This is a genomic window from Streptomyces sp. 3330, from assembly GCF_031456635.1.
In the GTDB taxonomy this organism is placed as follows: domain Bacteria; phylum Actinomycetota; class Actinomycetes; order Streptomycetales; family Streptomycetaceae; genus Streptomyces.
This window is the reverse complement of record NZ_JAVDVA010000038.1, coordinates 1-12,427: the sequence shown is the minus strand read 5'-3', so window position 1 is coordinate 12,427 and position 12,427 is coordinate 1. Positions and strand designations below refer to the sequence as shown.

The window sequence follows — 12,427 nt, the reverse complement described above, 5'->3', positions numbered from 1 at the left end:
GGCTCCGGCCCCCGGCCCCCTGGACGCGGCCCCGGCCCCGGCCTCGCCTCCGGCCCCCGGCCCCAATTCCGTTGCCCGGCCCGGCTCTTGGCTCCCGGCGGTCCTCACTCCCGTCTCCGGCCCGGGCACCCCTGCCACCAGGTTCCCGCGCCCCGTCCTCGCAGCCCCCGCCACCCCCAGCCCCCGCAGCCCCGCGCCCGCGGCCCCGTCGCCCCCCCGTGCTCGACGTCCGCCCGGGTCCGGCTCGTGCATCGCTCGATACCGGCTCGAACCCCCGGCCCGGCGGCCGGCGCCGGCCGCTGCCGTCCGCCGCAGCCGCACCCGGCCGGGCGCCGGGCCCGCCTACCGGCTCCACCAGGGACGTCGCCCGCGCGGCCCCGGGCGGCGGGCCGCCTGCCGTGCGGGTGCGGCGGCGCCGGCTCTGTCGGTGCGGCCGGAACACGCCCTGCCCGCGGACGGCCGCGCACCGCATGATGCAAACACAACGCACAGGGAGGGCAGCCGACTTGAATCCCCACGCACCCCTCCACCCCGGCGGCCACGGCCACGCGGTCGTGATCGGCGCCGGTCTCGCCGGGCTCACCGCGGCGCGGGCCCTGGCCAACTTCATGGACCGGGTCACCGTCATCGAACGCGACCGTCTCGCCCGCGGACCCGGGCGCCGCCGGGGCCTGCCCCAGGCCCGCCACACCCACAGCCTCACCACCCCCGCCCAGCACGGCCTGGAGCAGCTCTTCCCCGGCATCGTCGCCGACCTCACCCGCGCCGGAGCGGTCCGCGTCCGCATGCCCGCGGACATGCTGGTGCTCGGCCCCGGCGGCTGGCTGCCCCGCTTCGACTCGGGCCTGTCGATCCTCAGCGCCGGCCGCGACCTGACCGACTCCGTCGTCCGCGACCGGCTGCGCGCCGACCCCCGAACCGCCTTCCTGACCGGACACGAGGCCGTCGCCCTGCAGGCGGGCGGCAACGACACCGTCACCGGCGTCTGGGTGCGCGGCCGGGACCGGCAGGCCCGCGGCGGCTGGACGCCCCGGCGCCTGATCCGCGCCGACTTCGTCGTGGACGCCTCCGGACGCGGCTCACACGCCCTCCGCTGGCTGGCCGAACTCGGCTACCCCCCACCCCCCTGCACCACCGCCACGACGGCCACCACCCGCGCCGGCGCCGTGTTCACACCCCCCGTCGGCCATGTCGCCGACTGGAAGAGCCTGCTGCTCATGGCCTCGCCCGGCAACCCCCGCCAGGGCACCCTCGACCCCGTCGAAGGCGGCCGCTGGTCGGTCTCGATCGGCTGCGCCGACGGCACCGCGCCGCCCACCGACCACGCGGGCCTGCTGCGAGCCGCGCGCAGCCTGCCCCACCCCCTGCTGCACGACCTCCTCGAGGCCGCCACACCGCTCGGCCCGGTCTACGGCAGCGCCCGCACCGCCAACCGCTGGCACCACTACGAGAAACTGCGCCGCTGGCCCGACCAGTTCCTCGTCGTCGGCGACGCCCTCGCCGACCTCCCCCCGGCCCCCGGCCACGGCATGGCCCTCGCCGTGCAGTGCGCCCTGGTCCTGGACCACCTGCTCACCGCCCACGGAACCGCCGTCGGCCTCGGCCACCGGCTGCGCCGCGCCCTGGCCCACCGCATCGCCCCGGCCTGGCAGGCCAGCACCGCCGTCCCGCACACCGCACCACCGGACCCCGCCCGGCCGCCAGGCCTGCGCACCCGGCTCGCCCGCCGCCACACGGCCCGCATCGCGGCCGCCGCGACCACCGACCCCCACGCGGCGACCCTCCTGCTCCTGCGGCACCAGACGGCCGCCCCGCCCGCCGCCGCCCTGCGCCCCGCCGCCCTGCGTGCCGCCCTGCGCACCCCGCGCGCACCCGCCCCGGACCCGCCCAGCCTCACCCACGGCCCGCGGACGCGACCACGCCGCCCCACCGCACCCGACACACCCCCCACCCCCACAGCCGGCGCCACCGGTGCCGGGTCCGTGACCGCCGCCGGGCCGGCCGGTTCCGCACCGGCACGGCCCGCAGTCCCGCCCGCCACCGCCCCCGCCGGCGAACGGAACCGGCCGTGACCCCGGCACCGGCCGGCCCCCTCTCAGCCGCACACCCCCGGCACCCCCCCGCACCCGCCGGGGCCTCGCGCCCGCGCCCCTTCGCCCGCCCCGCACCTCCCGCGCTCCACGCACCACCGGAGCAGAGCAGCCACCCCCACGCGCCCGCCCGCTTGACCGGCCCACAGCACCCACAGCCCACAGCGCCCGCAACGTCCGCACCCGCAGCGTCCGCACACCCGCAGCACGCGCACACCCCCGACACCGACACCAACACCGGCCCCCACACCCCAGCAGCACACGGTGAGCTGCCCTCGCCGGTGACCGAGGGCTTCCGGGCCGTGTCCCCAACTCGCCCTCGTAGCAGCCTTGTTCCGGCTTGAGGATGGCTCGAGCCCGGTTGTCCGCCCGGCGCGCGCGTGGATAGCGTGCGAAGCGCTCCAGGGCACGGGCCCGCCTGCGCCGCGGCGGGCCGCTCCCGCCACCGGCCGCCCGGCGGCCGGACCAGGCATGCCGGTGACAGCCGGGCAGCGACAGGAGGGCGCGCGGGTATGAGCACGACCGAGGAGGCGGCACCCGGCGGACGGACCGAAGCACCCAGGGGCGAACGGGTCGCCGACTGGGCCGACGGCCGGCTGGGGATCTACAACTTCGGATTCCTGGCCCGCAAGGTCTTCCCCGAGCACTGGTCGTTCATGTTCGGCGAGATCGCGCTCTACAGCTTCATCATCCTCATCCTCACCGGGACCTGGCTCACCCTGTTCTTCGAGCCGAGCATGGCAGAGACCGTCTACCACGGCCCCTACGTCCCGCTCCAGGGCATCCCGATGTCGCAGGCCTACGCCTCCACCGTCGAGATCAGCTTCGAGGTCCGCGGCGGCCTGTTCATCCGCCAGCTGCACCACTGGGCCGCCCTGATCATGATCGCCGCGCTCTGCGCGCACACGCTGCGCCACTTCCTCACCGGCTCGTTCCGCAAGCCGCGCGAGGTCAACTGGCTGATCGGCTTCGTGATCCTCGTCCTGGTCATCCTGGAGGGCTTCATCGGGTACTCACTGCCCGACGACCTGCTCTCGGGCACCGGCCTGCGCATCGCCGAGGGCGTCACCCTCGCCATCCCGCTGGTCGGCACCTACGCGACGCTGTTCCTGTTCGGCGGGGAGTATCCCGGCACCGACATCGTGCCCCGGTTCTACAGCCTGCACATCCTGCTGATCCCGGGCGTCATGCTGGCCCTGACGGTCCTTCACCTGATCCTGGTCTTCTACCACAAGCACACCCAGTTCCGCGGCCCGGGCCGCACCGAGGACAACGTCGTCGGCCAGCCCCTGATGCCGCACTACACGGCCAAGGCCGGCGGCTTCTTCTTCCTGGTCTCCGGAGTCCTCGCGCTGCTGGCGGGCATCGCCCAGATCAACCCCGTGTGGACCTACGGCCCCTACCGCTCCGACCAGATCTCCCAGGGCTCCCAGCCCGACTGGTACATGGGCTTCCTCGAAGGCTCCCTGCGCGCCATGCCCGCCTGGGAGTGGACCGTCCCCGGCGGCTACACCGTCAGCTTCGGCGTCCTGATACCCGCCGTGGTCCTGCCCACGCTGATGATGCTCGTGCTCGCCCTGTGGCCTTTCCTGGAAGCCTGGGTCACCGGCGACAAGGAGGAACACCACCTCCTGGACCGGCCGCGCGACCATCCCACCCGCACCGCGTTCGGCTGCGCCTTCGTCGCGCTGTATCTGGTGCTGCTGTTCGGCGGCGCCAACGACATCCTGGCCGAGCGCTTCCATCTGTCCCTCAACCAGATCACCTGGGCGGTACGGATCGGGTTCTTCCTCGTCCCGGCACTGACCTACGTCATCACCCGCCGGATCTGCCTGGGCCTGCAACTGCGCGACCGCGACGCCCTCCTGCACGGCCGCGAGACCGGAAAGATCAGGAGACTGCCGCACGGCGAGTTCGTCGAGGTCCACGCCCGTCTCGACCGCGGACGGCAGTACACGCTGCTGTCCCGGGAGATCCGCGAACCGCTGCCGGCCCCCGTCGCGGAACACGACGGCGTGAGCAACCCCCGGGCCCGCAAGGAGATGCTGCGCCACCGGCTCAGCCACTGGCTGCACGCCGGACAGGTCCCCGCCCCGACCCCGCAGGAGATGCGGCAGGCCCTGGAACACCTCGACCACTCCGCCGACGGACACCACCCCGCGAACGGACACCACCCCGCGAACGGGCACGGCCCCGACGGCGGGCACGGCTCCGCGAACGGGCACCCGGAAACCCGGCAGGCCCTGCTCCAGGACCGTGAACCGGACCAGGAAGCACACTGACCCGACGGCGCCGCCGGCTCCGGGGACAGACCGCCCGCGCCGCCCCCGCCCCCGTTCCGCCGCCCCGCGCCACCGGTCCGTTCCGGCGGCACGTGAACTGCGCGGGCTCCCCGCCCGGCTCCGAGGCCCCCGCAGGCGGGAGCCGGCGGGCTTCCCGCGGCCCGCGCCCGGCCGCCCCCCGAACACCGTGGTGCCCTGCCTGCGCCCTGTGCCCGGGAGCGCCTGGTCCGGTGCCCGTCCGTCGAGACGGTCCCGAGCCTTCCTCGAGCCGGGTGGCGGACGCTGAGCCGGAGACGAGGGAGGCGTTGATGAGCGGTACCGAAGACGCGGCCGGCCTGTTCAGGATCGAGCGGGGGCGGGCGAGCGCGGAGGAACTCGCCGCGCTCGCCGTCACGCTGGTCGCGCTGGCCGCCGAACGCGGCGGCGAACGCCAGCCGGACGGCGAGCCGTACCGTGCCGCGCGCTGGAAGCGCTGGGAGAGGAACCCCTCCTACCAGTCCCCGCACAGCTGGAGGTGACGGGGGAGGGCCTGCCGGCCTTTCCGCACCCGGCCGCATGAGCGGTCCGGCACGGGCCGCTCACGCCCCCGGGGACCGGGCCGGCCCGGGCCACGGCGGGCCGGGCGCGCGCCGGGGGAGCGTCGGCGCGGGAGCGGACCGGGCTGCCGGACGGCGGAAGTGAGCGGCAAGGCGGCCCGGTCCGGACACCCCCGCGACACCTTCCGCATCCCCGTCCGGCATCCACGGCGCAACGCCGCGCCGTGCCCTGTGCCGGGCGGCTCCTGCGGGCAACGGCCCGCCGGGTGCCGTCGGATCGCCGAGGCCGTCCACCCCGGGGACCACGCGCCGGACGAGGCGCGCTCACGGCTCACGCGCAGCCCGGCTGCCGACCGGACCTGACGGCGGCGGACGAACGGACACGGCACGGCACGGCACGGCAGGGCAGGGCAGGGGCAGGGAAGGACCGGGCCGACGCATCCGTACCGCACAGCCCCCGGTGCAGCCCGGTGCAGCCCGGTGCAGCCCGGTGCAGCCGTGCGGCCGGGCGCGGCCGGGTCGAGGACGTGGTCGGCCCGGCCGGGATCCGCAGGGCCGGACCCGCGATGCGGGAACCCCGGGGCGGGACCCGCGAGGCCGCAATCCGCGAGCCGGGACGGGAGGCCCGGGACCCGCAAGGCGACCGGAAACCCGGAGACCTGAGCCGGAGACCCGAGCAGGGAACCCGCAAGCCCGAGACCCGAGGCGCAGACCCGCAAGCCCGGCGAGTTCTGGCTGTCGGGCCAGGGCGAGCTGTGGGTCGGCCGCAGTAGGCGAACAGGGCGGTGGCGGACCGGGCGGGCTCGGTCAGGCCCGGGAGCCGCCAGGCCGGAACGCGCCTGCCCGAGGCGGGTGTTGCGCGCCGGCACGCCCGCCCGCTCTCCCGCAAGCGCCCCGCGGCCCCCCCGCACCCCCGTACACCCCCGCATCAGCCGCGCGGCCGACGCACGCGCGGGGACCCGGAGCGCAGGAGGCGGCACATGGACGGTCAGGGGCGTGCCCTGCGCACCCGGCGGGCGCTGATCCAGGCCGCGGCGGAGGTGTTCGCCGAGGAGGGCTTCGCGCACGCCTCGCTGCGGGCCGTCAGCGAGCGGGCCGGCGTCAGCAGCGGGGCGCTCCACTTCCACTTCCCCCACAAAAGAGCGCTCGCCGAAGCGGTGGAGGCGCAGGCCGCCGAAGCGGTGCGCGGCATCACCCGCGCGGCGCGCAGCCGGCCCGGCGACGTCCTGCAGACGGTGGTGGACGCCACCCACGCCCTGATGCACCACCTGGCCCAGGACGCGGTGGCCTGCGCGGGCTTCGGACTCGCCGGGGACCTCGCGCGCCGCGCCGACTCCCCGCCGCGCCGGGAATGGCAGCACTGGATCGAGGAGAGCCTGCGCGAGGCCGAGCACGGCGGCGCTCTCGCCGAAGGGGTGCGCGCCGCGGACGCCGCCCGCGCCGTCGTCGCGGCGACCACCGGCTTCCAGGTGCTCGGCAGCACCGACGCCCGCTGGCTGTCCGCGCACCACATCACCCGCTTCTGGGAACTGCTGCTGCCGCGGCTGGCCGCCGCGCACTGCCTGGACCGGCTGCTCTGCGCCGGCTCCGCCCCGCCCCCGACAGCCCCGCCCCGGACCGCCCCGCCCGGGAGTGCCCCGCCCCGGACCGCCCCGCCCGGGAGTGCCCCGCCGCGGCAGCCGCCCGCGCCGACCGATCTCCCCGCATAGCCGACCAGACGGTTTCTTTATGGCGCCAGTCCGGGCAAGCGGTTTCCCTGCCCGGCACTCCCGATGCGGTGCGAGAAACCATTGAGATCCGCCGACCGCACCGGATAAATGCATTTTTGCTGCTCACGGTATTTGCGTGTATGAATCATTAAGCGATGGGTACAGGTGTGTGCTTTAATAGCAACAGACCGGTCGCCCTGTTTTTTTGCAGTGCTAGTTTCCCGGGGTGCCGTCTGTCGATGCTCGCAAGAAAACCGGAGCACTTGGGCACGAGACTGGGGGAGATCACGTGAACATCCGGCTCATGGGCACATTAGAGATCACGCTGAACGGTGCCGCGGTGATGCCCACCGCACCGAAACCGAGGCAGTTGCTCGCCCTGCTCGCGCTCCACGCCGGCCGGGTGGTGCCCGTGGCGTCGCTGACCGAGGAACTGTGGGGCGACCGCCCGCCGCGCACCGCCCGCACCATCCTGCAGACCTACGTGCTCCAGCTGCGCGAGCTCATCACGGCCGCCCTGGGCAAGGGGCAGCAGGACGACGGCGCGGCCAGGACCGCCAAGGACGTCCTGGTCACCGCGCCCGGCGGCTATCTGCTCGACAGCGCCGGCGGCACCCTGGACGTGCGGGAGCTGGAGCGCCTGACGGGGGTCGGGTACCGGGCGATGCGCGACGGCGACTTCCAGGGTGCGGCACGGCACCTGGGGGAGGCGCTGGCCCTGTGGACCGGCCCCGCGTTCGCCGACGTGCAGGCCGGCCCGCAGCTCGAGATGGAGGCCAGGCGCCTGGAGGAGATGCGGCTGTGCGCACTGGACCAGCGCATCGAGGCGGAACTGCGGCTGGGCCGCCACCGTGACCTGCTCGTCGAACTCACCGTCCTGGTCAACCGCTATCCCACCCACGAGAACCTGCACGGGCAGTACATGCTGGCCCTGCACCGCTCCGGGCGGCGCGGCGAGGCCCTGGAGGCCTACCGGCGCATCCGGACGACCCTCGTGCGCGAACTGGGCCTCGAACCGTCCGCCGCGCTGCGCCGGGTGCAGCAGATGATCCTCATGGCCGGCCCCGAGACCGGGCCCGCCCGGGCGGCCGGCGGCCGTCACGGACGCCTGGTGCGCAGCAGCTGAACCCGGCCTCCGGCCCCGGCGCGGCACTATGCGGCATTCCGCTTACTGCCGCGCCGCTTTTCGTTCCCGGAGAGTTCCCGCGGATCGTCTATCGGCGGGACGCGAGCCGTGATCCAGCGCGGGTGAAGCCGTTCTCGAGCCGCGGCGGGGAAATTCCCGGCGCTCTCCCGGATACAGGAGACTTTGCCTCCGCTTTCGCTTCCCCGGTGCTCTTCTTTGCCATTGTCCGGCTCCCCGCTGAGCCCCGCTCGAATACCACTACAGGAACCTGCACCTCCGCATGGGCCTGGCTAGCGTGCCAGTGCCCTGACGATTTTCCGCCATGGGGCTGGCGACGATCGGAGGAAGTCATGGAGATTCAGGTTCTGGGGCCGCTGTGCGCCGCAGTGAACGGGGAGTCGATCGTCCCGACCGCGGGGAAGCCCCGGCAGGTGTTCGCGCTGCTCGCGCTGTACTCCGGCCGCGTCATGCCGGTCTCGACGCTGATGGAGGAGGTGTGGAGGGCCGACCTGCCGCAGAGCGCGATGACGACACTGCAGACCTACATCATGCAGCTGCGCCGCCGCATCGGCGCCGCACTCGGCCCCGGTACGCCGGGCGCGGAGAAGAACGTCCTGGCCACCGGACACGGCGGATACCTGCTGCGGGTCCCGCCGGAGGCGGTGGACGTGAACGTCTACGAGCGGCTCGTCGCCGAAGGGCAGGAGGCGTTCGACCGGGGGGAGGACGAACGGGCCGCCCGCTGCTTCCGGCAGGCCCTGGCCCTGTGGCGGGGACCCGCGCTGGTGGACGTGAGACTCGGGCCGGTCCTGGAGATCGAGGCCATGCGGCTGCAGGAGTCCCGCCTGGTGACCGTCGAGCGGCGCATCGACGCCGATCTGCGGCTCGGCCGGCACAGCGAACTGCTCGCCGAGCTCACCGACCTGATCGCCCGTCATCCCCACCACGAGGGACTGCATGCCCAGGCGATGCTGACCCTGTACCGGTCCGGGCGGCAGGCCTCCGCCCTGGACGTCTACCGCAGGGTGCGCACCCGCCTGATCGAGGAGCTCGGGGTGGAGCCCTCGCCGCAACTGCAGCGCATGCATCAGGCGATGCTCGCCGTCGACCCCGCGCTCGACGTGGCCGCGGGACCCCGCCGCGGCTCCACCTTCGACCGCTACGCCGCCTAGGACCACCCAGCGGCCCATCGGCCCCGCCACCCCGCCACCCCGCCACCCCGCCACCCCGCCACCCCGCCACCCCGCGGCCCCGCGGCCCCGCGGTTCGGCGCCCCCCCCGGCACCCCGCCCGGGCCGTCCACCGCACCGGTGCGGGCCGTCCCGCGTCATGCACGGCCCCGGGGGCCGTGCCCGGGTGCGCGACGGCCGGGGACGTCCGCCCGCGGCGCTTGGTTCCGGTGCGCTTCGAGCGGGTCTCGTCCGGCGCCCTGCATCGTGGGAGCGCCCGAGCGACCGAAGGAGTTCCTGTGCGCATCGCGGTGACCGGCTCCCTCACCACCGGCCCCTCACCGGCCGTGCCCCGGCGGCCTGCCCAGCGGCCGCTGTCCGGCGCGCCCGGCCACGTCCCGCTCGTCCTCCTGCCCGGCCGGCCCGCGCCGCACGGGCGCACCGCCCGCCCCGCGCCGCACACCGGATCCCCGGCCCCCGCCGGCCACCGGACGCCGCCCGCCTGTGCGCCATCCGGCGCGGCGAGCCCGCGGCCCCGCCTGAGCGGCCGGGCACAGCAGCCCGGGCCCGCCGGTCCCACCGGTCCTGCCCCTGCCCCGGCCGGACGCCGCCCCGCCCCCGCCGCAGGGCTCACCCCCGCCCCGGCCGGGCGACTCACCCCCGCCCCGGCCGGACAGCCCGCCGCCCGGCGGCTCACCCGGGCACCCGCCGCAGGGCTCGCCCCCGCGCCCGCCGCGGGGCCCACCCTCACCTCCGCCGGGGGCCGGCCGTGACGGGGCTGCGTGAGGTTCTCGCCCGGAAGGCGGTTCCCACGGTCTCCTTCGAGTTCTTCCCGCCCAAGACGGACGCCGGGATGCGCAACCTGTGGCAGGCGATCCGTCAGGTCGAGCGGCTGGCACCGGACTTCGTCTCGGTCACCTACGGCGCGGGCGGCTCCTCACGCGAGCGCACCGTCGAGGTGACCAAGCGGATCGTGGCCGAGACGACGCTGCGTCCCGTCGCCCATCTCACCGCGGTCGGCCACTCGGTGGCGCAGCTGCGTCACATCATCGGCCAGTACGCCGACGCCGGCGTGCGGGACGTCCTGGTCCTGCGCGGCGACCCGCCCGGCGACCCGAACGCGCCGTGGACCGCGCACCCCGAGGGTTTCACCCACGCGCGCGAACTGGTCGCCCTGGTGCGGGAGCTGGGCGACTTCAGCATCGGGGTCGCGGCGTTCCCCGAGCGTCATCCGCGCTCGCCCGACTGGGACAGCGACATCCGGCACTTCGTCGCCAAGTGCCGGGCCGGCGCCGACTACGCCATCACCCAGATGTTCTTCCACGTCGAGGACTACCTGCGGCTGCGCGACCGGGTGGCCGCCGCCGGCTGTGACATCCCGATCATCCCGGAGATCATGCCGGCCACCGACGCCCGCCAGATCGGCCGCTTCGCCGAACTCAGCGGCGCCGCCTTCCCCGAGGACCTGGCCCACCGCCTGCACGCCGCGCGGCACGACCCGGCCCAGGGGCACCGCATCGGCGTCGAGTACGCCACCGCCATGGCCGGCCGGCTCCTGGCCGAGGGCGCCCCCGGACTGCACTACATCACGCTCAACCGGTCCGCGGCGGCGCCGGAGATCCACCGTGCCGTACAGGACCTGCACGGCGCCCGGCACGCCCTGACGCCGCACCGCTTCACTTCACCGACCGGCTGAGAGCGGGAGGACCAGGTGTACGACATCACGCAGGAGGACGGCCGCCGTCCCCAGGAGACGGCGGACCTCGTCGCGGCGGCCGTCCCGCCGCTGCGGCTCGCCGGCGTCGACGAGGACGACCTGGCCGATCCCCACCTCGTACGCGGCATCGACTGACACACCACCCCGCCCCGCCACCCCCGCCACCGCGATCGCCGCCTCCGCCCGGCATGGCGGGGGCCACCGCACCCGCAGCCGCGCGGCGCGCTCCGGCGCGCCGGGTGACGGCGGGGCGCTCAGTACGCGGGCCCGCTCCCGGGCAGGAAGGCGCGGGGGCGGGCCGCCGGACCGCCGGGGCCCGGATCGTCGTGCCCGGGGCGGCCGGCGGGGCCGGGGTGGACGACCAGGTGGAGGCGGTCTATCCGGCCGTCGCGGACGTCGGGCAGCAGGGTGTGCAGGACCGCGCCGCCCCGGTCGCGCAGGACCCAGCCGGGCCGGCCGCCGACCCGGCACCACCGCACCGTGACGCCGACCCGCACCAGCGGCGGGACGATCGCCGCGAGCAGCGCGGCGACATTCTCGGCGCCCGCCACGCAGCTGGGCCAGGGCAGCGGCTCACGCCCGCCGTCGCTGATCACCGCGACGGACGCGAGGAGCTGACGGCACGCCGGCACCGAACATCCCAGGGCGGCCGCGATCTGCGCATCGCCGCACCCGAACGCCTCGCGCAGCACGAAGACGGCGCGTTCGAGCGGGGACAGCCGCTGAAGCACCATCAGCGCCGCCAGCGACAGCGCCTCCGCCAGGTCCGCCGGCCGGTCCGGGTCCGCCGGGCCGGCGGCGAGGAACGGCTCCACCGGCTTCCCGCGCGCCGCGTGCAGGGCCCTGACCGCGATCCGGGCGACCTCGGCCGCCAGCTGCCCCTCCGCCGACGTACAGCCCTCGGCCGGCAGACGGTCCTCGGCCGGAACGGGCCGCTGCGGGGCGGCCGTCCAGCGCAGCCGGCAGGCCTGCACGGCGTAGCGGGCCGCCCGCTCGTCGCCCACGATCCGGTAGGCGATCGCGTACAGCAGGGGCCGCAGCTTCGCGAACTCCTCGGCTCTGCTCACCCGGACTCCTCGGAAAAAAGGGGGGGACTGCGACACGGCCGTCGCCCGGCCCGCCGACCGGCGTGCGGGCACGCCGTGGGGCGCGGCAGCGGGCGCGGGCCCGCCCCCGGGGGGCGAGGGGCTCACGGCGCATCCTAGGAGCGGCCGGCGCCGCCGACTCCCGCCCGGGGCGGAAGGTCGAGTGCGGCTACAGCGCGGTTCCAGCGCCGGCGGGCGGCGCGGGGCGCGCCGCGCCGGAACTCGACCGGGCCTCGAGCCCGCGCGCCGATACTCGGACCCGTACCCGAAGGCCCACGGGCCGCACGGACCTGTCAGCCCGGCGGTAGGGGCGTCCGGCGGCCACGGCGCCCCCGGGCCGGCCCCCCGCGACGAGGGGGCGGCGCGCCCGGCGGGCATCTTGCGGCGAGGCCTTTCGGCGGCGGGTCCCGCCACGGCGCCGGTGCGACGGCGGCCGCGACCAGCACGACGGGCTCCAGCCGTCCGGCAAGCGGCGGCCCCCGGCCACAGCGGCGCAAGGCCGCTGTCCGACTGCGACGACGATTCAGGGAAGTTGAGGGCATGGACAGCACCCGGACCAGTCCCGCGGAGGCCGTCGAGGACGCGCTCCGCCGGTTCTTCGCCGCCCGCCGCGACGAGGCCGCGGCCATCGGCCCCGCCTGCGCCGACGTGGTCACCGAACTGGAGAGCTACGTCCTGCGCGGCGGCAAACGCGTCCGCCCCACCTTCGCCTG

9 protein-coding genes are annotated in these 12,427 nt (G+C 75.8%); 8 read left to right on the top strand and 1 reads right to left on the bottom strand.

All coding sequences use genetic code 11. The features are described 5' to 3' along the window. Nucleotides 1-506: 506 nt before the first annotated feature. The 8 genes from J2X68_RS36850 to J2X68_RS36815 all read left to right on the top strand — a co-directional run bounded on the left by J2X68_RS36850 (nt 507) and on the right by J2X68_RS36815 (nt 10,764). Complete coding sequence (locus J2X68_RS36850) at nt 507-2,072, top strand: FAD-dependent monooxygenase (protein ID WP_310436972.1); 1,566 nt, start codon at nt 507-509, stop codon at nt 2,070-2,072. Between the two features lie 530 nt (nt 2,073-2,602). Beyond that, complete coding sequence (locus J2X68_RS36845; protein ID WP_310436971.1) at nt 2,603-4,372, top strand: cytochrome bc complex cytochrome b subunit; 1,770 nt, start codon at nt 2,603-2,605, stop codon at nt 4,370-4,372. A 308-nt stretch (nt 4,373-4,680) separates the two neighbouring features. After that, nucleotides 4,681-4,890 carry an acyl-CoA carboxylase epsilon subunit gene (locus J2X68_RS36840; RefSeq protein ID WP_310436970.1) on the top strand — a complete coding sequence of 70 codons (210 nt, stop codon included), beginning with the start codon at nt 4,681-4,683 and terminating at the stop codon, nt 4,888-4,890. A gap of 998 nt (nt 4,891-5,888) precedes the next feature. Then, on the top strand, nt 5,889-6,617 hold the full coding sequence (locus tag J2X68_RS36835; RefSeq protein ID WP_310436969.1) for a ScbR family autoregulator-binding transcription factor: 729 nt from the start codon (nt 5,889-5,891) through the stop codon (nt 6,615-6,617). 289 nt (nt 6,618-6,906) lie between these two features. Next, nucleotides 6,907-7,743 (top strand): AfsR/SARP family transcriptional regulator, encoded by an 837-nt coding sequence (locus J2X68_RS36830; protein WP_310436968.1) that lies wholly within the window; start codon nt 6,907-6,909, stop codon nt 7,741-7,743. A gap of 350 nt (nt 7,744-8,093) precedes the next feature. Next, entirely contained in the window at nt 8,094-8,915 is an 822-nt protein-coding gene (locus tag J2X68_RS36825) for an AfsR/SARP family transcriptional regulator (protein WP_310436967.1), read from the top strand. Between the two features lie 766 nt (nt 8,916-9,681). Next, nucleotides 9,682-10,608: a methylenetetrahydrofolate reductase [NAD(P)H] gene (gene metF, locus J2X68_RS36820; RefSeq protein ID WP_310436966.1), complete on the top strand. Its 927-nt coding sequence runs from the start codon at nt 9,682-9,684 to the stop codon at nt 10,606-10,608. A 15-nt stretch (nt 10,609-10,623) separates the two neighbouring features. Continuing rightward, nucleotides 10,624-10,764, top strand: a complete 141-nt coding sequence (locus tag J2X68_RS36815; protein ID WP_310436965.1) for a hypothetical protein — start codon at nt 10,624-10,626, stop codon at nt 10,762-10,764. A gap of 119 nt (nt 10,765-10,883) precedes the next feature. On the opposite strand, the gene J2X68_RS36810 is transcribed toward J2X68_RS36815, so the two are convergent. Then, entirely contained in the window at nt 10,884-11,696 is an 813-nt protein-coding gene (locus J2X68_RS36810; protein WP_310436964.1) for a sigma factor-like helix-turn-helix DNA-binding protein, read from the bottom strand. Nucleotides 11,697-12,427: the final 731 nt, after the last annotated feature.